Source organism: Virgisporangium ochraceum (assembly GCF_016863655.1).
In the GTDB taxonomy this organism is placed as follows: Bacteria; Actinomycetota; Actinomycetes; order Mycobacteriales; family Micromonosporaceae; genus Virgisporangium; species Virgisporangium ochraceum.
Map to the genome: position 1 here is coordinate 38943 of NZ_BOPH01000018.1, position 23983 is coordinate 62925.

20 protein-coding genes and 1 pseudogene are annotated in these 23983 nt (G+C 69.0%); 18 read left to right on the forward strand and 3 right to left on the reverse strand.

The features are described from left to right. Positions 1-2 precede the first annotated feature (2 nt). Together Voc01_RS06835 and Voc01_RS06840 are read right to left on the reverse strand one after the other, a co-directional pair. Complete coding sequence (locus Voc01_RS06835) at positions 3-770, reverse strand: GNAT family N-acetyltransferase (protein WP_203926420.1); 768 nt, start codon at positions 768-770, stop codon at positions 3-5. A gap of 158 nt (positions 771-928) precedes the next feature. Continuing rightward, positions 929-1876, reverse strand: coding sequence for an aldo/keto reductase (locus Voc01_RS06840; protein WP_203926549.1), 948 nt, complete (start codon positions 1874-1876; stop codon positions 929-931). A gap of 26 nt (positions 1877-1902) precedes the next feature. On the opposite strand from Voc01_RS06840, the gene mqnC reads away from it, so the two are divergent. The 3 genes from mqnC to Voc01_RS06855 all read left to right on the forward strand — a co-directional run bounded on the left by mqnC (position 1903) and on the right by Voc01_RS06855 (position 5473). Further along, on the forward strand, positions 1903-3087 hold the full coding sequence (gene mqnC, locus Voc01_RS06845) for a cyclic dehypoxanthinyl futalosine synthase (RefSeq protein WP_203926421.1): 1185 nt from the start codon (positions 1903-1905) through the stop codon (positions 3085-3087). Between the two features lie 167 nt (positions 3088-3254). Beyond that, positions 3255-4706, forward strand: coding sequence for a COG1361 family protein (locus tag Voc01_RS06850; protein ID WP_203926422.1), 1452 nt, complete (start codon positions 3255-3257; stop codon positions 4704-4706). A 74-nt stretch (positions 4707-4780) separates the two neighbouring features. Beyond that, complete coding sequence (locus Voc01_RS06855) at positions 4781-5473, forward strand: demethylmenaquinone methyltransferase (RefSeq protein ID WP_203926423.1); 693 nt, start codon at positions 4781-4783, stop codon at positions 5471-5473. Between the two features lie 79 nt (positions 5474-5552). Here the strand turns inward: Voc01_RS06855 and Voc01_RS06860 are convergent, their stop codons facing one another. Beyond that, positions 5553-6449 carry a type IV toxin-antitoxin system AbiEi family antitoxin domain-containing protein gene (locus Voc01_RS06860; RefSeq protein ID WP_203926424.1) on the reverse strand — a complete coding sequence of 299 codons (897 nt, stop codon included), beginning with the start codon at positions 6447-6449 and terminating at the stop codon, positions 5553-5555. Between the two features lie 197 nt (positions 6450-6646). On the opposite strand from Voc01_RS06860, the gene Voc01_RS06865 reads away from it, so the two are divergent. The 15 genes and pseudogenes from Voc01_RS06865 (at position 6647) to nuoN (ending at position 23886) form a co-directional block, all read left to right on the forward strand. Beyond that, a complete protein-coding gene (locus tag Voc01_RS06865; RefSeq protein WP_203926425.1) occupies positions 6647-7903 on the forward strand; it encodes a geranylgeranyl reductase family protein in 1257 nt (418 codons plus the stop codon). A 117-nt stretch (positions 7904-8020) separates the two neighbouring features. Then, the gene (locus Voc01_RS06870; protein WP_445009824.1) at positions 8021-8386 is read left to right on the forward strand and encodes an NADH-quinone oxidoreductase subunit A; all 366 of its coding nucleotides are present in this window, start codon (positions 8021-8023) and stop codon (positions 8384-8386) included. Between the two features lie 3 nt (positions 8387-8389). After that, entirely contained in the window at positions 8390-9073 is a 684-nt protein-coding gene (locus Voc01_RS06875; protein ID WP_203926427.1) for a NuoB/complex I 20 kDa subunit family protein, read from the forward strand. Next, positions 9070-9897, forward strand: a complete 828-nt coding sequence (locus Voc01_RS06880) for an NADH-quinone oxidoreductase subunit C (RefSeq protein WP_307781561.1) — start codon at positions 9070-9072, stop codon at positions 9895-9897. The genes Voc01_RS06875 and Voc01_RS06880 overlap by 4 nt, the downstream gene beginning before the upstream one ends. Continuing rightward, positions 9894-11204, forward strand: coding sequence for an NADH-quinone oxidoreductase subunit D (locus Voc01_RS06885; protein WP_203926428.1), 1311 nt, complete (start codon positions 9894-9896; stop codon positions 11202-11204). The genes Voc01_RS06880 and Voc01_RS06885 overlap by 4 nt, the downstream gene beginning before the upstream one ends. After that, positions 11201-12011: pseudogene (gene nuoE / locus Voc01_RS06890) on the forward strand (NADH-quinone oxidoreductase subunit NuoE); the annotation flags it as partial. The gene Voc01_RS06885 and the pseudogene nuoE, both read left to right, overlap by 4 nt. Beyond that, complete coding sequence (gene nuoF / locus Voc01_RS06895) at positions 11971-13287, forward strand: NADH-quinone oxidoreductase subunit NuoF (protein ID WP_203926430.1); 1317 nt, start codon at positions 11971-11973, stop codon at positions 13285-13287. The pseudogene nuoE and the gene nuoF, both read left to right, overlap by 41 nt. A 3-nt stretch (positions 13288-13290) precedes the next feature. After that, complete coding sequence (locus Voc01_RS06900) at positions 13291-15786, forward strand: NADH-quinone oxidoreductase subunit G (protein WP_203926431.1); 2496 nt, start codon at positions 13291-13293, stop codon at positions 15784-15786. Next, complete coding sequence (gene nuoH, locus Voc01_RS06905; RefSeq protein ID WP_203926432.1) at positions 15786-17144, forward strand: NADH-quinone oxidoreductase subunit NuoH; 1359 nt, start codon at positions 15786-15788, stop codon at positions 17142-17144. Before Voc01_RS06900 ends, nuoH begins: the two co-directional genes overlap by 1 nt. 2 nt (positions 17145-17146) lie before the next feature. Next, positions 17147-17743, forward strand: coding sequence for an NADH-quinone oxidoreductase subunit NuoI (gene nuoI, locus Voc01_RS06910; protein ID WP_445009825.1), 597 nt, complete (start codon positions 17147-17149; stop codon positions 17741-17743). Further along, a complete protein-coding gene (locus tag Voc01_RS06915) occupies positions 17743-18519 on the forward strand; it encodes an NADH-quinone oxidoreductase subunit J (RefSeq protein ID WP_373873795.1) in 777 nt (258 codons plus the stop codon). Before nuoI ends, Voc01_RS06915 begins: the two co-directional genes overlap by 1 nt. Then, positions 18516-18815, forward strand: coding sequence for an NADH-quinone oxidoreductase subunit NuoK (nuoK, locus tag Voc01_RS06920; RefSeq protein ID WP_203926433.1), 300 nt, complete (start codon positions 18516-18518; stop codon positions 18813-18815). Before Voc01_RS06915 ends, nuoK begins: the two co-directional genes overlap by 4 nt. A gap of 10 nt (positions 18816-18825) precedes the next feature. Beyond that, a complete protein-coding gene (gene nuoL, locus Voc01_RS06925) occupies positions 18826-20739 on the forward strand; it encodes an NADH-quinone oxidoreductase subunit L (protein WP_239160003.1) in 1914 nt (637 codons plus the stop codon). A 70-nt stretch (positions 20740-20809) separates the two neighbouring features. Then, entirely contained in the window at positions 20810-22333 is a 1524-nt protein-coding gene (locus tag Voc01_RS06930) for an NADH-quinone oxidoreductase subunit M (RefSeq protein ID WP_203926434.1), read from the forward strand. Further along, positions 22333-23886, forward strand: a complete 1554-nt coding sequence (gene nuoN, locus Voc01_RS06935; protein WP_203926435.1) for an NADH-quinone oxidoreductase subunit NuoN — start codon at positions 22333-22335, stop codon at positions 23884-23886. The genes Voc01_RS06930 and nuoN overlap by 1 nt, the downstream gene beginning before the upstream one ends. Positions 23887-23983: the final 97 nt, after the last annotated feature.

Here is a 23983-nt window from a genome sequence, read left to right on the forward strand (position 1 = left end):
GGTCAGGCCGGGCGGGACATGAAGACCACTTCGTCCTGCCGGCGGTAGCCGGCCCGCGCGTAGACGCGTTCGGCCTCGTCGCCGCCCGGGGTGAGGAACACGGTGGCCGCGCCGGCCTCGTGCGCCATCCTCGTGAGGTGCGCGGTGAGCACGACCGCGATGCCGCGGCGGCGATACCGCTCGGCGACACCGAAGCCGGCCAGCTCGGTGATGCCGTCGACGATGGCGTCGTGGAGCCCGGCGCCGGCGACCGCACCGGTGGCGAGATCGCGTGCGAGCAGCGTACGCACGCCCGCCGCCCTGCCCTCGCGGTACCGGTCGGCCTCGGCGACGGTGACCTCCTCGGTGTTGCCGAACGCCCCGTTGCGCACCCGGATCATCTCGACGATCTCGTCGTCGGTCTCCGGGGTGGCCAGCTCGATGCCGGCCGGCACCGGATGGTCGACCACCGCGCCGGGTGGGCAGTCCATCAGCGGCACCCGGAGGTCGACGACGTAGCCGTTCGCGGCCAGCGCCTTCTCGACCGCGGGCGCCGGGCCGGGCAGGAACTCCAGGCGCGGCTGGCGACCGCGCCGTTCGAAGGCCGCGGCGAGGGCGGCGGCGTCGGCCGCGGTGGGCTCGGCGCCGGCGTCGGGGACCGCGTAGTTGAGGTACGGGTTGGTCGTGTGCGGCGAGAACGTGGCAAGGAACGGGCCGATCCGTTCGGTCTCGCGGCCACGGCTCGCCGCGGTACGGATGTAGTTCTGGATGGAAAGAGCTGCATTACTCACTGGATGGTGAGCCTTTCGAGGAAGAGTCGAGATCAGGGCCGGATGAGGGCACAGAAGGGCGCGGCGCTCGTGGACACGAGGCCTCACTCCTTCACTCAGATCGACTCTTCGCATCGCCTCGGGAAAGGCGTGGCAACGCGAAGCATTCTAAGGGGCGGTCACCCCAACGCGCGTCTCAATTTCTCTTGATCTTCCGGACGCCACGCGGCGGCCGCGGCGTTCGCGCGGACCTGTTCCCCGGTGGTGGCCCCCGCGATGACGCTGGTGACCGCCGGCTGCGTGAGCAGGCCGCCGATCGCCACGTCGAGCGGGGTGACGCCCTGCTCGGCGGCGTAACGCTCGAGGCGCTCGATGGTGTCCCAGGGTGCCGCGTCGAACCAGGCGTCGAAGCCCGCGCCCGCCAAGCGGGTGCCGGCCGGTGCCTGCTCGCCGCGGCGGTACTTGCCGGTGAGCAGGCCGCTCTCCAGCGGGAAGTACGGCAGCAGGCCGAGGCCGAACCGCTCGCAGGCGGGCAGCACGTCGTTCTCCACGTCGCGGTTGATGAGGCTGTACCGGTTCTGCGCGCTGATGAACGGGGTGAGGTTGCGCGTGCGGGCGATCCAGGCGGCGTCGGCGATCTGCCAGCCGGAGAAGTTGGAGTGCCCGAGGTAGAGCACCTTTCCGGCCGTGACGAGGTCGTCGAGGGCCGCCATGGTCTCCTCGATCGGCGTGTGCCCGCTCGGGACGTGGATCTGGTAGAGGTCGATGCGGTCGGTGCCGAGTTTTCTGAGGGAGTTCTCGACGGCCGTGCGGATGTAGCGGCGGCCGTGGCGCTCCTCGCGGGCGCTGGCGGGACCGCCACCGCCGAACTTGGTGGCGATCACCGCCTCGTCGCGGCGCTTGCCGAGGGCGGCGCCGAGCACCTCCTCGGAGTTGTGGCTGGCCTGGCCGTAGACATCGGCCGTGTCGAAGAGGTTGATGCCCAGGTCAAGGGCGGTGTGGACGACATCTTCCGCGCGCTGGTCGTCGATGCGGCGGCCGAAGTTGTTGCAGCCGATCCCGATCTCGGACACCAGGAGGCCGGACGATCCGAGGCGGCGGTAAGCGATGTCGGTCACGGCCGCGATCCTATGCCGGACGTTACGCTCGAACGGTGACCCAGGTGATCAGCGACATCTTGCAGCGGGCCGCCGACGGTGGGCGGATCACGCCCGAGGAGGCCCTCCTTCTGTACCTGGAGGCGCCGCTGCACCCGCTGGGTGAGGCGGCCGACGCCGTGCGTCGCCGCCGGTACCCCGACAACGTGGTCACGTACCTCATCGACCGCAACATCAACTACACGAACGTCTGCGTGACGGCGTGCAAGTTCTGCGCGTTCTACCGGGCGCCGAAGCACTCCGAGGGCTGGTCGCACCCGATGGAGGAGATCCTGCGGCGGTGCGGCGAGGCGGTCGACCTCGGCGCCACGCAGGTGATGCTGCAGGGCGGGCACCACCCCGACTTCGGGGTCGAGTACTACGAGAACCTGTTCTCCTCGGTGAAGCAGGCATACCCGCAGCTGGTGATCCACTCGATCGGGCCGAGCGAGATCCTGCACATGGCGCGCGTCTCGTCCGTCTCCATCGAAGAGGCGGTGCGGCGCATCAAGGCGGCCGGGCTCGACTCGATCGCGGGTGCCGGCGCCGAGATGCTGCCCGCGCGGCCGCGCACGGCGATCGCGCCGCTGAAGGAGTCGGGCGAGCGGTGGCTCGAGGTCATGGAGGTCGCGCACGGGCTCGGCGTCGAGTCGACCGCGACCATGATGATGGGCACCGGCGAGACCGCGGCCGAGCGTATCGAGCACCTGCGGATGATCCGTGACGTGCAGGACCGCACCGGCGGGTTCCGGTCGTTCATCCCGTGGACCTACCAGCCCGAGAACAACCATCTGAAGGGACGCACGCAGGCGACCACGCTCGAGTACCTGCGCCTGGTGGCGGTGGCGCGGCTGTTCTTCGAGACGGTTCCGCACCTTCAGTCGTCGTGGCTCACCACGGGCAAGGACGTCGGTCAGCTGTCGCTGCACATGGGCGTCGACGATCTCGGATCGATCATGCTCGAAGAGAACGTCATCTCGTCGGCGGGTGCGCGGCACCGCTCGAATTTGCACGAGCTGATCTCGCTGATCCGTTCCGCCGACCGCATCCCGGCGCAGCGCGACACGCTCTACAACCGGCTCGCCGTGCACTGGACGCCCGACGACGACCCGTCCGACGAACGCGTCGTCTCGCACTTCTCGTCGATCGCGTTGCCGGGCGGCGGTGCGGGTAAGTCGTTACCTTTGGTCGACGCGCGGTAGCGCTTCTTCAACCCATTGTCCGATGTGGACATTTGCCGGATGAGATCTTCACTGCTTCTTGATCGCTTCGCCCGAATTGACGCTGATTGTAGGGGTGGCGTCAGGGGTTAAGACTCCGATAAGTTGCCGCGGTCCTCACATCCTCTTCCCTCGGGGGAGTCATGGGCTTGCGATCGTTTGTTGCTTTCGGCGCTGTCGGTGCCGCGGTCCTTCTGGCCGCCCCGCCCGCCTTCGCGGCGCCCGGCGACGCCGACGTCTCGTTCAAGGTCGTCGGCAACACGGTCGTTCAGAACGCCGGTAAGCCGGTGTACGTCCAGCTTTTCAACAGTGGACCGGCCTCCGCCGAGAACATCGTGGTGAAGGTCGACATCAGCGGCGTCGACACCTCGAAGCTGGAGGCGCGGGCACCGGCCACCTGTAGCGAGCCCGACGGCGGCATCTTCCTGTGCAGCGTCGGCAGCCTCGTCCCCGGCGAAACCAACACGGGCTTCTCGCCGTTCGACATCATCGCGGTCACCGACGGCGCCACCGGCGGGGCGGGGTCGTTCACCATCGAGGTCACCTCCGACACCCCGGACTCCAACGGCGACAACAACAAGAAGGTCGAGGTGCCGCTGTCGGTGGCCGACCTGGCCTACGACTTCTCCGTCACCGTGCAGGACATCTGGGCCGAGGCCGGCGGCGAGCCGAACGCGGTGGCGCCGGGCGACTCGGCGCCGCTGGTCACGTTCTTCCGCAACTTCGGCACCCAGCGGGCGGTCGACCCGGTGTGGCAGGTGTCGCTGCCGCCGTTCGTCACCTTCGTCAGCGAAGACGGCAGCAGCTTCTGCACCTTCAACCAGCCGAAGACGGTGGCGTCCTGCAAGGCCGCCGGCCGCGGGGTCAACCCGGGCCGGAACGTCATCAGCCTCTTCACGGTGAAGGTCGCGAAGGACGCGCCCGGCCCGGCCGCGCTGGCCGGCGGCATCGTCGACGGCGGCGCGCTGAGCAGCGCCGAGCCCAACGACGACGACTCCGACGTCGGTCCCGGCTCCGAGGCCCGGAACGCGGCCCGGCAGTCCGTCGGCACCGGTGACGGCGACCCCACCGACAACGCCGCGTTCTTCTCCGCGCACGTGTCGTCGAACCCGGCCGACCTGGCCATCGCCGCCACGAAGGGCAGTGGCGCCGTGGGCTCGGTGGTGAAGATCACGATCACCATCGAGAACAAGGGGCCCGCGTCGTCGCCCGACACCAAGGTGACGGTCACCGCGCCGACCGGCACGGAGCTGGTCGACATGCCGACCAACTGCGAGTTCACGACCCCGGGCAAGGTCGGCACCTGCGAGGGCCTGCTGTCCGCCGGCGAGAAGAACTCCGGTACGTTCTCGTTCAAGATCGCCGCCACGTCCGTCGCCGACGACGGCAAGGCGACGATCGAGGGTCCCCTCGAAGACCGTGACACCACCAACAACAGCGCCGCGATCGTCATCACGATCGACAGCGGCCTGCCGATCACCGGCGTCAAGGTTTCGGTGATCGCGGGCACCGGCGTGGCCGTGCTGCTGGTCGGTGCGCTCCTGTTCGTCCTGGCGCGGCGCCGCCGCGTGGAGCTGGTCACCCCGTCTCACGACGCCTGATCTTTACCGCATATAGCCGGCGGCCGGTGCACCTGTGGGTGTGCCGGCCGTCCGTGCGCTTAGGCTCTTCTGTTGTGAGCAGGGCGTCGTTGGAGAAGGAGCCGCACGAGGTCGCGGCGATGTTCGACGGTGTGGCCGAGAAGTACGACCGCACCAACACCGTGCTGGCGCTGGGCCGGGACCGCATGTGGCGCCGCCGCACCCGGGAGGCGTTGGGCCTGCGGCCCGGTGACCGGGTGCTCGATCTGGCGGCGGGCACCGGGGTGTCCACCGAGGAGTTGGCCCGCTCGGGTGCGTACGCGGTCGGCGCCGACTTCTCGGTCGGCATGCTCCGCGTCGGCCGGCGGGCGAGGCCGTCGGTCCCGCTGGTCGCGGCCGACGCGTTGGCGCTGCCGTTCGCCGACGCCTCCTTCGACGCGGTCACCATCTCCTTCGGGCTGCGCAACATCGCCGATCCCATCGCGGCGTTGCGGGAGATGGCGCGGGTGACCCGGCCCGGCGGGCGGTTGCTGGTGTGCGAGTTCAGCCACCCGGTGCTGGCCCCGCTCCGGGCGGCGTACCTGGGTGGCGTGCTGCGGGCCCTGCCCGTGGTGGCCCGGCGCGTGGCCAGCAACCCGGACGCCTACGTGTACCTGGCCGAGTCGATCCCCGCGTGGCCCGACCAGAAGGCGCTGGCCGCGCTGATCCAGGAGGCCGGCTGGTCCAAGGTCGCCTGGCGCAACCTGACCGGCGGCGTGGTGGCGATGCACCGGGCCTTCCGCCCCTGACCGCTCGATGATCGACTTTTGATCGCGATCCGAGGAAGAAACCTGAAGCGTGGCTGCGGGTTTGTTCCTCGGATCACGATCATGAACGGCCGGCTCGGCGGAGAGCGGCCCGAATTGTCGCGATCACCGCATCCGGGCGGTCGTGGAGGTCGGTCCAGGTGAACCGGAGCACCATCCAGCCCGCCGCCACGAGCCGGTTCTGTCGGGTGCGGTCGCGCTGGAAGCTGTGCGGGTCGCTGTGGAACGCCCAGCCGTCCAGTTCGACCACCACCCGCTCGGTGGCGAAGACCAGGTCGCCGTAGCCGATCAGGCCGGTGGAGTCGCGGATCTCGGCGTTCGCCGCCCAGCCGGTGATCCGAGCCGCTCGCAACAGTGCCGCCGCCCGCCGTTCCGCGGCCGAGTGCGCTCCGCCGCTCGCGTCCCGGATGAGACGGACCAGGCGAGGCGCACCGCGACGACCGGCGTGGTCGTGCATTCGCCACACCAGTTCGCCGAACGTCGTCCAGCCGCGCTGGACCGCCCTGTCCATCAGCCGCATCGCGGCGTCGTCGGGCAGGATCCGCAGGCAGTCGAAGACTGTGCGGCCGGGGCCGGTGATCGGGATGCCGTCGGCGCGGCGGACGTCGTCGGCTCGCAGCGGATCGCGGAGGAGCCGGACGCCACGCAGCGCGGAGCGTCCGTTCGGACCGGTCCACAACCAGCGGACACCGCCGCTGACCGGGAGGTCGTACCAGAGGGCCGCCGACGGGCCCGCGACCACCGAGCCCGGCACCGCCAGCTGGGCCGCGGCGGCCAGCACGGTCGGGGTGAGCTGGCGGCCGTGGTGGGCGAGCACCTTGCCCTGGACGACCAGCCACTCGCCCGACCTGATGCGGCGGCGGATCTGGTAGCCGGTGAAGCCGCAGCGGGTGGCTTCGGCGCGGGTGAACAGGCCCAGGTGCCGGGCGGCGACGCGCTGGAGGCGCTGGTCGTTCATGGCGACACCCTGGCGGGGCGGACCGACGCCGGTCGAGGGGGTTGCGAAGGCTGTGGATAACTTGTGGATAACCGGGCACGCTGCCCGTTCTCCGAAAGTTAGTGTTGCCTAAGAAAATGCTGCCATCAGTGCCAGTTCTAGACTGCACCACTGGATGCTTGTGAAGACTTTCACGAGCATCGGGAGGAGGTGCCACGATGACGGATGCGGATGTCATCGTCGTCGGCGCTGGCCCGGCCGGGTCGACGGCGGCGTACCACCTGGCCCGGCACGGCCTGCGCGTACTGGTCCTGGAGAAGTCGCAGTTTCCGCGGGAGAAGGTCTGCGGAGACGGGCTCACCCCACGGGCCGTCAAGCAGCTCATCAAGATGGGGATCGACACCAGCGCCAAGGGCTGGCTGCCCAACAAGGGTCTGCGGGTCATCGGTGGCGGGGTCCGGCTCGAGCTCGACTGGCCCGACCTGGCGGCGTTCCCCGGCTACGGCCTCACCCGCACCCGGCTCGACTTCGACCAGCTCCTCGCCGACCGGGCGGTCGAGATGGGCGCGATCCTGAAGACCGGTCACACGGTCACCGGCCCGATCCTCGACGACGACGGTCGCGTGGTGGGCGTGAAGGCCACCGAGAACGGTGAGCCGTTGGAGTTCCGGGCCCCGGTCACCCTGGCCTGTGACGGCGTCAGCGCCCGCCTCGCGCTGGCGATGGGCCTCAGCAAGCGCGACGACCGCCCCATGGGCGTGGCGGTGCGTCAGTACTTCCACTCACCGGCCCGGCACGACGACGAGTACATGGAGTCGTGGCTGGAGCTCCGGAGCAAGGAGGGCGGCGACAAGCTGCTCCCCGGCTACGGGTGGATCTTCGGGATCGGCGACGGCCGCATCAACGTGGGCCTCGGCGTGCTCAACAGCAGCGTGGCGTTCGGTAAGACCAACTACCGGCGGATGTTGGCCGACTGGCTGGCCGCGACTCCGGCCGAGTGGGGCGCGAACGACCCGGCGAACGCCGACGGGGAAGCGCAGGGTGCCGCCCTGCCGATGGGCTTCAACCGGGTGCCGCACTACACCCGCGGGGTCCTGCTGGTCGGCGACAGCGGCGGAATGGTGAACCCCTTCAACGGCGAGGGCATCGCGTACGCCATGGAGTCGGCGGAACTCGCCGCCGAGATCGTGGTGCAGGGACTCGACCGGCCGGCGGGACCGGAACGGGAGCGCGCCTTCGCCGCCTACTCCACCGAGCTCAAGGCCCGCTACGGCGGGTACTACCGGCTCGGCAACCAGTTCGTGAAGATCATCGGCAAGCCGCGCCTCATGCGGGTCGCCACGCACCACGGGATGCCGCATCCCGTCCTCATGAAGTTCGTCCTGAAGCTGTTGGCGAACCTGACCGAGCCGCGCGGCGGCGACGCGATGGACCGCCTCATCAACGCGATGACGAAGGTCGTCCCCGCAGCCTGAGCGTGCCCCGGTACCCGACAGCGCCGACGCAGCCAGCGCCGATAGCTCAGCGGGCGTCCAGGACAGCCCTTAGTGTGTAAATCGTAAAGCCGGTAGATACCAGGGATGGAGCAGGCGGTGTCGCTCTCGCCGTACATACCCATCATCGGGCTCTTCGCGCTCGCCGCGGCGTTCGCGTTGTTCTCGGTGGGCATTGCGCCGTTCGTCGGCCCGAAGCGATACAACCGCGCCAAGCTCGACGCCTACGAATGCGGAATCGAGCCCACCCCGCAGCCGGTCGGTGGTGGCCGGTTCCCGGTGAAGTTCTACCTCACCGCCATGCTCTTCATCATTTTCGACATCGAGATCATCTTCCTGTACCCGTGGGCAGTGTCGTTCGACGTGCTCGGACTCTTCGGGTTCGTGGAGATGGTGCTTTTCATCCTCACCGTGTTCATCGCGTACGCCTACGTTTGGCGGCGCGGCGGACTGGACTGGGACTGACCAATGGGAATTGAAGAGAAGCTCCCCTCCGGGATCCTGCTCACCACCGTCGAGAAACTCGTCAACTGGACCCGCAAGTCCAGCTTCTGGCCGGCAACGTTCGGCCTGGCGTGCTGCGCGATCGAGATGATGGCCAGCGGCGCCGCCCGGTACGACCTCGCCCGTTTCGGCATGGAGGTCTTCCGGGCGAGCCCCCGCCAGGCGGATCTGATGATCGTCGCGGGGCGGGTGAGCCAGAAGATGGCCCCGGTGCTGCGGCAGATCTACGACCAGATGCCGGAGCCGAAGTGGGTGCTGTCGATGGGCGTCTGCGCGTCCAGCGGCGGCATGTTCAACAACTACGCGATCGTGCAGGGTGTCGACCACATCGTTCCGGTCGACATGTACCTGCCTGGCTGCCCACCGCGTCCCGAAATGCTCATCGACGCGATCCTGCGCCTGCACGACAAGATCATGCACGAGCCGCTCGGTGACCGGCGCCGCAAGGCGCTCGCCGAGAAGCCGGCACCGGTGGTCGCGCCGGGCGCGATGCCGTCGAGCTACCGCTTCAACCCGAAGCTCAAGGAAGAGTGGACCCGCGCCGCGGCGCAGGGCCGCGAGGAGCAGCTTCGCATCGAGAAGTGGATGACCGAGCGCGCCGAGCTCGCCGAGGCGGCGGCACGCAAGGCCGAAGGGAAGAAGAAGTGACGGCGCCGCAGATGCCCGGTCCCGACGCGACCGTGCCGGCTCCCGGTGCGGTGAAGGAGCAGGGGGACGCGCAGCCGGAGGGCGTCGAGGCGAAGAACCCGAGCGACGTGCCGCCGGCGGGCGTACCCGTGGCGGCCGTGCCGCTCGGCGCGCAGACCGGTGCGCCGGCCGACTTCCCACCGTCCACTGAGGCCGGTCGCGGCCTGTTCGGCGTGCACGGCACCGGCGACACGTCGGGCTTCGGTGGCCTGGTGCGCCGCCGCTCGACGCTGCCCGACACGCCGCGCCCGTACGGCGGCTACTTCGACGAGGTGGTCGACGCGCTCACCGACGCCTACCCGGGCGCGAGCGGAGCGATCGAGCGGGTCGTGGTCGACCGTGGCGAGCTGACCCTCCACATCGAACCGTCGGCGATCGCCGATGTGTGCAAGGCACTGCGTGACGACCCGTCGCTGCGTTTCGAGCTGTGCTCGTCGGTGTCCGGTGTGGACTATCTGGGCCACGACGAGAAGCGGCTGCACATCACCTACCACCTGGCCTCGATGACGTACCGGCGCCGCGTCCGGCTGGAGTGCGCCGTGCCGGCCGAGGACCCCCGGCTGCCGAGCGTCACCCAGGTCTACCCGACGGCCGACTGGCAGGAGCGGGAGACCTGGGACATGTTCGGGATCATCTTCGAGGGTCACCCGAACCTGACCCGGATCCTCATGCCCGACGACTGGGAGGGCTTCCCGCAGCGGAAGGACTACCCGCTCGGCGGCGTGCCGGTGGAGTACAAGGGCGCTGAAATTCCGCCGCCCGACCAGCGGAGGGCGTACCAGTGACATACGCGAAGGAACGGCAGACGACCGAGGGCAAGGTCTTCACGGTCACCGGTGGCGACTGGGACACCGTCGTCAACGAGGCCGGCGCCGAGGAGCGCATCGTCGTCAACATGGGTCCGCAGCACCCGTCGACGCACGGCGTGCTCCGGCTCGTGCTCGAACTGGAGGGCGAGACGGTCACCGACGCCCGTCTGGTCGTCGGGTACCTGCACACCGGCATCGAGAAGAACCTCGAGTACCGGAACTGGACCCAGGGCACCACGTTCGTGACCCGCATGGACTACCTGGCCCCGATGTTCAACGAGGTCGGCTACTGCCTCGCGGTCGAGAAGCTGCTCGGCATCGAAGACCAGATCACGTCGCGGACCAACACGATCCGCGTGCTGATGATGGAGCTGAACCGGATCTCCTCCCACCTGGTGTGGCTCGCCACCACCGGTATGGAGCTCGGCGCGCTGTCGATGATGATCTACGGCTTCCGCGAGCGGGAGTACATCCTCGACATCTTCGAGCTGGCGTCCGGGCTGCGCATGAACCACGCGTACATCCGGCCCGGCGGCCTCGCGCAGGACCTGAACGACGAGGCCATCGCGCGGATCAGGGACTTTCTCGGGTGGATGCCTGAGCGGATCGACACGTACGAGGATCTGCTGTCGGGCAACAAGATCTGGCAGGAACGTACGCAGGGCGTCGCGGTGCTCGACGTTCCCGGGTGCCTCGCGCTCGGCATCACCGGCCCGGTGCTCCGCTCGGCCGGCCTGCCGTGGGATCTGCGCAAGACGATGCCGTACTGCGGCTACGAGAGCTACGAGTTCGACGTACCCACCAGCACCGACGCCGACGTGTGGGGCCGGTACCAGGTGCGCCTCAACGAGATGCGGCAGAGCCTGCGCATCATCCAGCAGGCGATGGACCGGCTCGAACCCGGTCCCATCATGGTGGCCGACAAGAAGATCGCCTGGCCCGCGCAGCTGGCCATCGGCGGCGACGGCCTCGGCAACTCGCTCGAGCACGTCGCGCACATCATGGGCCAGTCGATGGAGGCCCTGATCCACCACTTCAAGCTGGTCACCGAGGGCTTCCGGGTGCCGGCCGGCCAGGTGTACGTGGCGATCGAGGCTCCGCGTGGCGAACTGGGCGTGCACGCGGTCTCCGACGGTGGCACCCGGCCGTACCGGGTGCACTACCGCGAACCCAGTTTCGTCAACCTGCAGTCGATCCCGGCGATGGCGGAGGGCGGCCTGCTGGCCGACGTCATCGCGGGCGGTGCTTCGCTCGACCCCGTGATGGGTGGATGTGACAGATGACGTTTTCCGCTGAGACGCGCGAGCGCGCGCAGGAGATCATCGCCCGCTACCCCGCGGGACGCTCGCGCTCGGCCCTGCTTCCGCTGCTGCACCTCGTGCAGTCCGAGGAGGGCTACGTGACGCCGCGCGGGGTCGCGTTCTGCGCCGAGGTTCTCGGTATCACCAAGGCCGAGGTCGGTGCGGTCGCGACGTTCTACACCATGTACAAGCGCCGGCCGACCGGCGACTGGCTGGTGAGCGTGTGCACCAACACGGTGTGCGGCGTGCAGGGCGGCGACAAGATCTACGAGGCGCTGGAGGAGCACCTCGGGGTCGGTCACAACCAGACCGCCGGCAACATCACGTTCGAGCACGCCGAGTGCCTGGCCGCCTGCGACTACGCGCCGGTCGTCACCGTGAACTACGAGTTCTACGACAACATGACCGCCGAGTCGAGCCTCGACCTGGTGAAGGAACTGCAGGCGGGCAACCGGCCGCAGCCGTCCCGCGGGTCGCGGCTGTGCACGTTCAAGGAGATGTCGATCCAGCTGGCCGGCTTCGCCGACCCCCGCGAGGAGGCGCTCGGCGACGGGCCGGCCGGTGCGGCGACGCTCGCCGGAAACCGCGTCGCGGAGCGGTACGGCATCTCGGTCCCCGGCTTCGACCCGAACACGCCGATCGGCGGACGCGAGCAGAAGCCGCAGGAGAAGCCGGCCACCGCCCCCGACGCGGCGTCGGACCGCAAGCCCGCCGGCGACAGCCCCATGCCGCAGAAGGACGGTGGCAAGTGACACAGCCATCCAAGGAAGCGCTCGCCAAGCTCGCGCCCGTTCTCACCAAGCGCTGGCTGTCTCCGGACGCGTGGAAGCTCGACGTGTACGAGCGCCTCGACGGGTACTCCGCGCTGCGCAAGGCGTTCAAGGTGCACCCCGACGACCTGATCCAGCTCATCAAGGACTCCGGGCTGCGCGGACGGGGCGGCGCGGGCTTCCCCACCGGCATGAAGTGGGGCTTCATCCCGCAGAACGACGGCAAGCCGCACTACCTCGTGGTCAACGCCGACGAGGGCGAGCCGGGCACCTGCCAGGACCTGCCGCTGATGATGTCCGACCCGCACTCCCTCATCGAGGGCGTCATCATCGCCAGCTACGCGATCCGCGCGAACTTCGCCGCCATCTACATCCGCGGCGAGGCGATCCACGCGGCACGCCGGCTCAAGCAGGCGGTCAACGACGCGTACCGCAAGGGCTACCTGGGTCAGAACATCCTGCGGTCCGGGTTCGACCTCGACGTGGTCGTCCACAGTGGAGCGGGCGCCTACATTTGCGGCGAGGAGACGGCGCTGCTCGACTCACTCGAGGGCTACCGCGGCCAGCCGCGGCTGCGTCCGCCGTTCCCGGCCACGCACGGGCTCTACGCGAGCCCGACGGTCGTCAACAACGTCGAGACGATCGCGACCGTGCCCTACATCGTGCTCGGCGGCGCCCAGTGGTTCCGCACCATGGGCACCGAAAAGTCGCCCGGCACGAAGATCTTCTCGGTCTCCGGCCGGGTGAAGCAGCCCGGGCAGTACGAGTGCGCGCTCGGCATCACGCTGCGGCAGCTGATCGAGCTGTGCGGCGGCATGCTCGACGGGCACAGCCTGCGCTTCTGGACGCCGGGTGGATCGAGCACCCCGCTGCTCACCGACGAACACCTCGACGCGCCGCTCGACTTCGAGGGCATGATGGGCGTCGGGACCATGCTGGGCACCGCGGCCGTGCAGATCTTCTCCGACCAGGACTGCCCGGTGTACGCCACGTACCGGTGGATCGAGTTCTACCACCACGAGTCGTGCGGCAAGTGCACCCCGTGCCGCGAGGGCAACTACTGGATGAAGGGCATCCTCGCCCGCATCCTCAGCGGCGAGGGGAAGAAGGAAGACCTCGAAACGCTGCTCGACGCCTGCGACAACCTGCTCGGCCGGTCGTTCTGCGCGCTCGGTGATGGTGCGACCAGCCCGGTCACCTCATCGATCAAGTTCTTCGAACAGGACTACCTGGACTACATCGAAGGCCGCAAGGAGCCGATGTTCGCAAAGGGCGAGCTGGCAGGAGCGCACTGAACGATGACTGACGTAGTAAAGCCCACCAACCTCGTCAAGCTCACCATCGACGGCATCGAGGTCGAGGCCGAGAAGGGCGAGCTGGTCATCCGCGTCGCGGAACGGATCGGCATCGCCATTCCCCGGTTCTGCGACCACCCGCTGCTGGCACCGGCCGGCGCCTGCCGGCAGTGCCTCGTCGACATCGAGGGTCAGCGCAAGCCGTCGGCGTCCTGTACGCAGACGGTCGCCGACGGCATGGTCGTGCGCACCCAGCTCACCAGCGAGGTCGCCCGCAAGGCGCAAGAGGGGATCATGGAGTTCCTCCTGATCAACCACCCTCTCGACTGCCCGATGTGCGACAAGGGCGGCGAGTGCCCGCTGCAGAACCAGGCGCTGAGCAACGGCCGTTCCGAGACCCGCTTCCACGAGCACAAGCGCGAGTACCCGAAGCCGATTCCGATCTCGTCCCAGGTGCTGCTCGACCGCGAGCGGTGCGTGCTGTGCCAGCGCTGCACCCGGTTCTCCGACGAGATCGCCGGCGACCGGTTCATCGACCTGATGGAGCGCGGTGCCGACGAGCAGATCGGTGTGTTCACCGGCCGCATCGACGTCGACGCCTCCGAGGTGGTCGGGGAGACCGGCATGGAGGGCGCCCGCGACGCCGACAAGCTCGACGCGCCGTTCAACTCCTACTTCTCCGGCAACACCGTGCAGATCTGCCCGGTGGGTGCGCTGACCGGTGCCCAGTACCGGTTCCGGGCGCGTCCGTTCGACCTGGTGTCCTCGCCGAACGTCTGCGAGCACTGCTCGGCAGGCTGCGCCCAGCGGGCCGACCACCGCCGCGGCAAGGTGCTGCGCCGACTGGCCGGCGACGACCCGGCGGTGAACGAGGAGTGGAACTGCGACAAGGGCCGGTGGGCGTTCCAGTACGCCACCGCGTTCGACCGCATCACCGAGCCGATGGTGCGCGACAAGCGCAGCGGTGAGCTCCGCAAGGCCAGCTGGCCGGAGGCGCTGGGCGTGGCGGCCGAAGGCCTGCGCAAGGCCCGCGAGGAGGGTGGCGTCGGCGTGCTGGCCGGCGGTCGCCTGACCGTCGAGGACGCCTACACCTACGGCAAGTTCGCCCGTACGGTGCTCGGCACCAACGACGTCGACTTCCGCGCCCGGCCGGTCAGCGTCGAGGAGACCGAGTTCCTCGCGTCCACTGTGGCCGGTCGGTTCCCGGTGACCTACTCCGACATCGAAGCCGCGCCGGCCGTGGTGCTGGTCGGCCTCGAGCCGGAGGAGGAGTGCCCGATCCTGTTCCTGCGGCTGCGCAAGGCGGCCACGAACAAGGGTCTGCGGGTCATCTCCATCGCGCCGTTCGCGTCGCGCGGGCTGAGCAAGCTCAACGGCGTCCTGCTGCCGACCGTGCCCGGCGCGGAGGCCACCGCGCTGACGGAGGCCGCGGTGGTCCGGGCCGCGCTGAGCGCGCCCGGAGCGCTTCTGTTCGTGGGCGAGCGCCTCGCGACCGTCCAGGGTGGACTGACCGCGGCCGCGCGGATGGCCGCGGAGACCGGTGCCAAGCTGGCCTGGATCCCGCGGCGGGCCGGCGACCGGGGAGCGCTCGACGCCGGCTGCCTGCCGACGCTGCTGCCCGGCGGCCGGCCGGTGGCCGAGTCGGCGGCGCGCGACGAGGTCTCCAAGGCCTGGGGCGTCGACGCCCTGCCGACCGCCGCCGGCCGCGACACCGACGCGATCCTGGCCGCGGCCAGTGCCGGTGAGCTGAAGGGTCTCGTCGTCGGCGGCGTCGACCCGCACGACCTGGCCGACCCGCGGCTGGCCGAGGAAGCCCTCGACAACGTCGGCTTCCTGGTGAGCCTGGAGCTGCGGCTGTCGTCGGTGTCGCGCCGCGCCGACGTGGTGCTGCCGGTCGCGCCGGCGGTCGAGAAGTCCGGCTCCTACCTCAACTGGGAGGGCCGGGTCCGGGCGTTCGACGCGGTGCTGCGCACCTCGGCGATGACCGATGCCCGCGTGCTCGACTCGATCGCGCGCGAGATGGGTGAGCAGCTCGGCTGCCAGGACGTGCTCGCGATCCTGCGGCAGATCGCGGCGATCGGCGAGACGCGCGCGCCGCGCGCCACCGCGCCGTCGGTGTCACCGGCGTCGATCGACGAGCCGGGTGCGGCCGAGGTCCGGCTCGCCACCTGGCACCAGCTCATCGACCTCGGTGCGCTCCAGGACGGCGACGAGCACCTGTCCGGCACCGCCCGTCCGCCGGCGGCCCGCATCGGCAAGGCCACCGCGGCCGGCCTCGGTGTCGTCGACGGCGACCCGGTGCGGGTGTCCACAGGAGACGGTGCGATCACGCTTCCGGCGCTGATCGTCGACGGCATGATGACCGGGGTGGTCTGGTTGCCGACCAACTCACCCGGTTCAACGGTGCGGCGGACGATCGGCGCCAACCACGGCGACGTCGTGCGCATCTCGGCGGGCTCCAGCGGTGGCCCGATTCTCGCGCAGGGGGGTCACTCCTGATGGGTCTCGAACAGTTCGGTCAGGACACCTGGTGGCTGGTGCTCGCCAAGGTGCTGCTGGTCTTCGTGTTCCTCGTCGTGATGACGCTGTTCGCGATCTGGTACGAGCGCAAGGTCGTGGCACGCATGCAGGTGCGGCCCGGACCCAACCGCGTCGGCGGCCGGTTCGGCATCCTGCAGTCCCTTGCGGACGGGCTCAAGCTCGCCTTCAAGGAAGACATCATGCCCAAGGGCGCCGACCGGGTGGTGTTCTTCTTCGCACCCGTGATCTCCACGGTCGCGGCGTTCACGGCGTTCGCCGTGATCCCGTTCGGCCCGATGGTCTCGGTGTTCGGCGAGAAGACGCCGCTGCAGCTCACCGACATGCCGGTCGCGGTGCTGGTGGTGCTGGCGTGCTCGTCCATGGGCATCTACGGGATCGTGCTGGGCGGCTGGGCGTCCGGGTCGACGTACCCGCTGCTCGGCGGCCTGCGTTCGAGCGCTCAGATGATCTCGTACGAGGTCGCCATGGGGCTGTCCATCGTGGCCGTCTTCATGACCGCCGGCACGATGTCGACCTCGCAGATCGTCGATGCGCAGCGGCACGGACAGCAGACCGAGATCTTCGGCTGGGACATCACGCTGCCCGGCTGGTACGCGATCCTGCTGATCCCGAGCTTCGTCATCTACTCGATCGCCGCCGTCGGTGAGACCAACCGGGCGCCGTTCGACCTTCCCGAGGCCGAGAGCGAGCTCGTCGGCGGTTTCCACACCGAGTACTCGTCGCTGAAGTTCGCGTTGTTCTTCCTCGCCGAGTACATCAACATGGTCACCGTCTCGGGCCTGTGCGCCACGCTGTTCCTCGGCGGGTGGCAGGCGCCGTGGCCGATCTCCATCTGGGACGGCGCGAACCAGGGCTGGTGGCCGGTCCTCTGGTTCTCGATCAAGGTCATCCTGCTGCTGTTCGTCTTCGTCTGGCTGCGGGGAACGCTTCCCCGGCTGCGTTACGACCAGTTCATGCGGTTCGGCTGGAAGGTGCTCATCCCGGCCAACCTGGTCTGGATCCTCACGCTGGCCGGCGTGCGCACCGTGCAGGACCGCGACCTCAGCACCGTTCAGCGGGTCCTGTGGATCGGCGTCCCGGTGCTGCTGGTACTGGCGATCTGGATGTTCTGGCCGTCGCGCAAGCAGGCCGAGGAGAGCCCCGGCGTCGCCGGGGTCGACGCCAAGAAGGGACGCGTCGGCGCCACTAAGGGCTTCCCGGTGCCGCCGCTCGACCTGGAGGTGCCGCCCAGCCCGCGGGCGGAGCGGGTCCTTGTGGGGCGATCGTCCACAAGCGACACCGAGCGGGAGACCGTCTCGATGGGTAAGGAGTCCTGACCGTGGCGATCAGGGGAACCCTCAAGGGGTTCGGCGTCACCTTCTCGCACATGTTCAAGAAGGTGGTCACCGAGGAGTACCCGGAGCAGCGCAAGCCACCGGCTCCGCGCTACCACGGCCGGCACATCCTCAACCGGCACCCCGACGGCCTGGAGAAGTGCATCGGGTGCGAGCTGTGCGCCTGGGCCTGCCCCGCCGACGCGATCTATGTGGAGGGCGCCGACAACACCGACGAGGAGCGCTTCTCGCCCGGTGAGCGGTACGCGTCGATCTACCAGATCAACTACGCCCGCTGCATCTTCTGTGGTCTGTGCATCGAGGCCTGCCCGACCCGTTCGCTGACGATGAGCAACGAGTACGAGCTGGCCCGCGACAGCCGCAAGGACCTCATCTTCACGAAGGAGCAGCTGCTCGCGCCGCTGCTGCCGGGCATGGAGCACCCGCCGCACGACATGTACCTCGGCGACACCGAGAAGGACTACTACCTCAGTGGTCCGCTGAACCCCGGAACCTCGGCGGGCGCCGAGCACAACCCGGGCCACGCCCACGAACCCCGGGTCGAGACCGCTCAGGCGCAGCAGTACGGGGAGGGCCGGTGATCTACTCGCTGGCCGACGCCGCCCTCGCCGCCGGTGACGTGAAGGGCGGCGAGGCCGCCACGTTCTTCGTGCTCGCTCCGATCGCGGTGCTGTGCGCCATCGGCATGGTGTGGGCGCGCAACGCGGTCCACTCGGCGCTGTTCCTCGTCGTGGTGATGCTCTGCCTCGGCGCGTTCTACGCGATGCAGGCGGCGCCGTTCCTCGGCATGGTGCAGATCATCGTCTACACCGGCGCGATCATGATGCTGTTCCTGTTCGTGCTGATGCTGGTGGGTCGCGACGCGTCCGACTCGCTCATCGAGACGCTGCGCGGCCAGCGGATGGCGGCGGTGCTGCTGGGCACCGGGTTCGCGCTGCTGGTCGGCACCGGCCTGTACCGCGCGCTCGGCGACACCAACGACGCCGTCGGGCTGACCCAGGCCAACGAGAACGGCAACGTCCAGGGAATCGCGGCGCTGCTGTTCACCAAGTACGTGTTCGCGTTCGAGGTCACGTCGGCCCTGCTGATCACGGCCGCCGTCGGCGCGATGATCCTGGCGCACATCGAGAAGCGCAAGGAAGACAAGAGGTCGCAGCCCGACCAGATGCGGGCCCGGTTCGCGCCCGGCAACTACCCGGCGCCGAAGCCCGGCCCGGGCGTGTTCGCCACCTCCACCTCGGTCGCGACGCCCGCCGTGCTCCCCGACGGCTCGCCGGCCGACCGCAGCATCTCCCGGATCCTGCCGCAGCGCGAGCTGTCCGCCGCCGAGGCTGCCCCGAAGGGGACCGAACAGTGACACCCACCTACTACATCGTGCTGTCCTCGATCCTGTTCACGATCGGGGCGGTCGGAGTGCTGATCCGGCGCAACGCCATCGTGCTGTTCATGTGCGTCGAGCTGATGCTGAACGCGGCGAACCTGTCGCTGATCACGTTCAGCCGCATCAACGGCGACCTGAACGGCCAGGTCATGGCGTTCTTCGTGATGGTGGTCGCGGCGGCCGAGGTCGTGGTCGGGCTCGCGATCATCATGGCGATCTTCCGGACCCGCCGGTCGGCCAGCGTCGATGACGCCAACCTGCTGAAGTACTGAGAGGGACACGGTGGAAGAGACGACCGTGGAGTTCGCCGCGGCCAGCGGCTGGTTGCAGTCGATCTGGCTACTGGTGGCGATCCCGCTGGTGAGTGCGGCCGTTCTGCTGGTGCTCGGCAGGCGGGCAGACAAGTGGGGGCACTGGCTCGGCGTCCTGGCCGTCGTGGCCTCGTTCGGCCTGGGCCTGTCCTACTTCCTGGCGCTGCGCGACCTCGGGGGCAACCGCTCGGCCGAGGTGAGCCTGTTCGACTTCATGTCGGTCGGCAGCCTGCACGTCGACGTCGGGTTCCTGCTCGACCCGCTCTCCGGGCTGTTCGTGCTACTGATCACCGGCGTCGGCTCGCTGATCCACATCTACGCCGTCGGGTACATGGAGCACGACGAGGGCCGCCGGCGGTTCTTCGGGTACTTCAACCTGTTCATCGCCGCGATGCTCCTGCTGGTGCTGGGCAACAACTTCGTGATGCTCTACATCGGCTGGGAGGGCGTCGGTGTCGCGTCCTACCTGCTGATCTCGTTCTGGTACGACCGGAACAGCGCCGCGACGGCCGGCAAGAAGGCGTTCCTGATGAACCGGGTCGGTGACACCGGCCTGGCGATCGCCATCTTCCTCATGTTCGCCACGCTCGGCACCACCCAGTACGAAGAGGTCTTCAGCGGCGTCAACGAGCTCGCCGCCGGCACCGTCACCGCGATGGGCCTGCTGCTCCTCCTCGGCGCGTGCGGCAAGTCGGGCCAGTTCCCGCTGCACACCTGGCTCCCCGACGCGATGGAGGGCCCGACCCCGGTGTCGGCGCTCATCCACGCGGCCACCATGGTCACCGCGGGCGTGTACCTGATCGCCCGCGCCCACCCGGTGTTCGACGCCTCGCCCACGGCGCAGAACGTCGTGGTGATCGTCGGCGCGGTCACGCTGCTGATCGGGTGCATCATCGGCGCGGCCAAGGACGACATCAAGCGGGTGCTCGCGTACTCGACCGTTTCGCAGATCGGCTACATGTTCCTGGCGGTGGGTCTGGGCGGCGCCGCGTACGCGCTGGGCATCATCCACCTGCTGGCGCACGGCTTCTTCAAGGCCGGCATGTTCCTCGGCGCCGGTTCGGTGATGCACGGGATGCACGACCAGGTCGACATCCGCCGCTTCGGCGCGCTGTCGAAGGTCATGAAGGTCACCTGGATCACGTTCGCGCTGGGCTACCTCGCGATCCTGGGCCTGCCGCCGTTCTCCGGGTACTTCACCAAGGACCCCATCATCCTGGCGGCGTTCAACCGCGAGGGCTGGAGCGGCTGGGTGCTCGGTACGGCCGCGCTGATCGGCGCCGGGCTCACCGCGTTCTACATGACCCGCCTGTACGTGCTGGTCTTCCACGGCCCCAAGCGGTGGACCGAGGACAACCAGCACCCGCACGAGTCGCCGCCGATCATGACGGTGCCGCTGGTGCTGCTCGCGGTCGGTTCGGTCGCGTCCGGTTTCCTGATGTCCACCTCGGTCGTCGACTGGCTCAACCCGGTCTTCGGCGAGGAGGAGGAGGCCCACGGTCACCTCGGCCACTGGACGGTGACGGCGATGGTGCTCGCGGTGGTCGTAGTCGGTACCGGTCTCGCGGTCCTGCTGTTCCGCAAGGGCACCGCGCTGGTGGAGCCGTCGGCCGGTCCGGTGGTCAAGGCCGCGCGGCGCAACCTCTACTTCGACACCCTCAACGAGGTCGTGTTCGAACTGCCCGGGCGCATCCTCACCCGGGCCCTCGTCTACATCGACAACCGGGGCATCGACGGGCTGGTCAACGGGTTGGCCGCCGGCATCGGTGGCGGCTCGAGCCGGCTGCGCCGCATGCAGACCGGCTTCGTGCGGTCCTATGCCCTGTCCATGCTCGGAGGAGCCCTGATCGTGGTGGCAGCCATGCTGGCGGTGACGCTCGGATGAGCGAGTCTTGCGAGCGAATCATTAACGCAGTGCGTCGCGAATGCCTCGCCGCGCGAAGCGGGGCGATCGCATGAGTGACTTTCCGTTCCTGCCTGTTCTGGTAGGAGCTCCGCTGGTGGGTGCGCTTCTGGTGGCGTTCCTGCCGAAGGCGAAGCCGGTCCTGGCGAAGCAGGTCGCGTTCGTCTGGTCGCTGCTGATCCTCGCGCTGACCGTCGTGATGTGGGTGTCGTTCGACGCCAAGGGCACCCGCTTCCAGTTCCGCACCTCGCTGCCCTGGATCGACGCGTGGGACGCCCGGTTCACGTTCGCCGCCGACGGCATCTCGCTGGTGATGCTGGCGCTGATCGCGCTGCTGGTGCCGGTGGTGATCCTGGCCTCGTGGCACGACGCGGAGCACAGCCGGCGTTCGATCCCGGCGTACTTCGCGCTGCTGCTCACGCTGGAGAGCACAATGCTCGGCGTCTTCGCGGCCGCCGACATCTTCCTCTTCTACGTGTTCTTCGAGGTCATGCTCGTGCCGATGTACTTCCTCATCGGTTCCTACGGCGGCGCGCAGCGGCAGTACGCGGCGGTGAAGTTCTTCCTGTACTCACTGGTCGGCGGCCTGTTCATGCTGGCCTCGGTGATCGGCCTGTGGGTCCTCGGCGGCAACACGTTCGACTGGGAGAAGCTGCTCGCGGCCGATTTCTCCACCGGTGCGGAGCGCTGGCTGTTCCTCGGCTTCTTCGTCGCGTTCGCGATCAAGGCGCCGTTCTTCCCGTTCCACACCTGGCTGCCCGACGCCGGTTCGGCCGCTCCGGCCGGTGCGGCGGCGCTGCTCGTCGGCATCCTCGACAAGGTCGGCACGTTCGGCATCCTGCGTTACTGCCTGCCGCTGTTCCCCGAGGCGTCGAAGTACTTCGCCCCGCTGGGTCTGGTGCTCGCGCTGGTCGGAATCATCTACGGCGCGCTGCTCGCGGTGGGCCAGCAGGATCTCAAGCGACTGGTCGCCTACACGTCGATCGCGCACTTCGGCTTCATCGGGATCGGCATCTTCGCGTTCACCACGCAGGCCGGCTCCGGCGCGGTCCTCTACATGCTCAACCACGGACTGGCGACCGGTCTCCTGTTCCTGGTGGTCGGCATGTTCGTGGCCCGGCGCGGCAGCGCGCTGGTCACCGACTTCGGCGGCGCGGGGAAGATGGTGCCGGTGCTCGCCGGCGTCTTCTTCGTGGCCGGCATGGCGTCGCTGGCGCTGCCGGGCACGTCGCCGTTCGTCTCCGAGTTCCTGGTGCTGATCGGTACGTTCACGGTCAACAAGCCGGTGGCGATCATCGCGACGGCCGGCATCATCCTCGCGGCCGCGTACGTGCTGTGGATGATCCAACGCACCACGCAGGGCACGCTGAACCCGGCGCTCGAGAGCGTCACGGCGATGCGCAAGGACCTGTCGCTGCGCGAGGCGGCCGTGGTGACGCCGCTGATCGTGCTGATCCTGGTGCTGGGGGTCTATCCCAAGCCCGTCCTCGACGTGATCAACCCGGCGGTGCAGGCGACCCTCTCCGACATCGGCAAGAAGGACCCCGCACCGACCTCGGCTGAAGGAGCCCGGTGATGGAAGCGTTGAACGCTCCGTCGATCCACTATGCGGCGATCCTGCCGATGCTCATCCTGTTCGGCACGGCGTGTCTGGGTGTCATCGTCGAGGCCGCGGCGCCGCGGGCGGCCCGGTTCCGGGTGCAGTTCGTGCTCGCCGTCGCCGGGCTGATCGGTGCGCTGGTCGCCGTCTTCACCGCGGCCAACGCGATCGCCGACGACGGAAAGAACGGCAGCATCACCGCCGGCGGCTCGCTCGTGGTCGACAAGCCGGGCGTCTTCCTGCAGGGCGCGATCATCGTGCTCGGCCTGGTCGCGTTGCTGCTGATCAGCGACCGGACCCTGGAGCACGGCGGCGCGTTCGTCGCACACGCGGCCGTCACCGCCAACACCGACGCCGACCGCAAGCAGGCGGCGGAGGAGGGTGGCGCGACCGAGGTCTACCCGCTGGTGATCTTCAGCCTCGGCGGCATGATGCTGTTCGCGTCGTCGAACGACCTGCTGACGATGTTCATCGCGCTCGAGGTGTTCTCGCTGCCGCTGTACCTGCTCTGCGCGCTGGCCCGCCGGCGCCGGCTGCTCTCGCAGGAGGCGGCGGTCAAGTACTTCCTGCTCGGCGCGTTCGCCTCGGCGTTCTTCCTGTTCGGCATCGCGATGGTCTACGGCTACGCGGGCGGCGTGCAGTTCGGCGAGATCAACCGGGCGGTGCAGGAGCAGCCGAAGGACGTCGTGCTGCTCTACGTCGGCCTGGCCATGATCGCGATCGGCCTGCTGTTCAAGGCGGCCCTGGTGCCGTTCCACGTGTGGACGCCCGACGTCTACCAGGGCGCACCGACCCCGATCACCGCGCTCATGGCGGCGTGCACGAAGGTGGCCGCGTTCGGTGGCCTGCTGCGGGTGCTGTACGTGGCGTTCCAGGGCTCGGTGTGGGACTACCGGCCGGTGCTCGGCACGATCGCGATCGTCACCATGCTGATCGGCTCGATCCTGGCCGTGACCCAGACCGACATCAAGCGCCTGCTGGCGTACTCGTCGATCGCGAACGCCGGATACGTGCTGGTCGGTGTGCTCGCGGTCAACGAGTCGGGCCTGTCGAGCTCGCTGTTCTACCTGGTCGCCTACGGCTTCGCGGTACTGGCCGCGTTCGGCATCGTCACCCTGGTGCGCGACGCCGACGGCGAGGCGACCCACCTGAGCCGCTGGGCCGGCCTGGGCCGGCGCTCGCCGATGTACGCGGCGGTGTTCACGTTCCTGCTGCTCGCGTTCGCCGGCATCCCGCTGACCAGCGGCTTCACGGCCAAGTTCGGCGTGTTCGCCGCGGCGATCGACGCCGAACAGACCTGGCTGGTGATCGCCGGTGTGATCACGAGCATGGTGCTGGCGTTCCCGTACCTGCGGGTGGTCGTCCTCATGTGGCTGTCGGAGCCCGGCGAGTCGACCCCCGCGGTCTCGATCCCCGGCGCGCTGACCGCCGCCGCGGTGACCATCGGCGCGGCCGCGACGCTCCTCCTGGGCGTGGTGCCGCAACCTCTCATCGACATGACGGAGTCGGCGGTGCCGTTCGTCAGGTGAGCCATCACATGACGCAGTGTCGACTGTGGCCTCCCGGGCCGGCGTGCCCGGAGGGCCACAGCGGTGCTGCTGGAAGAGGAGCCCGACTCGTATGGCA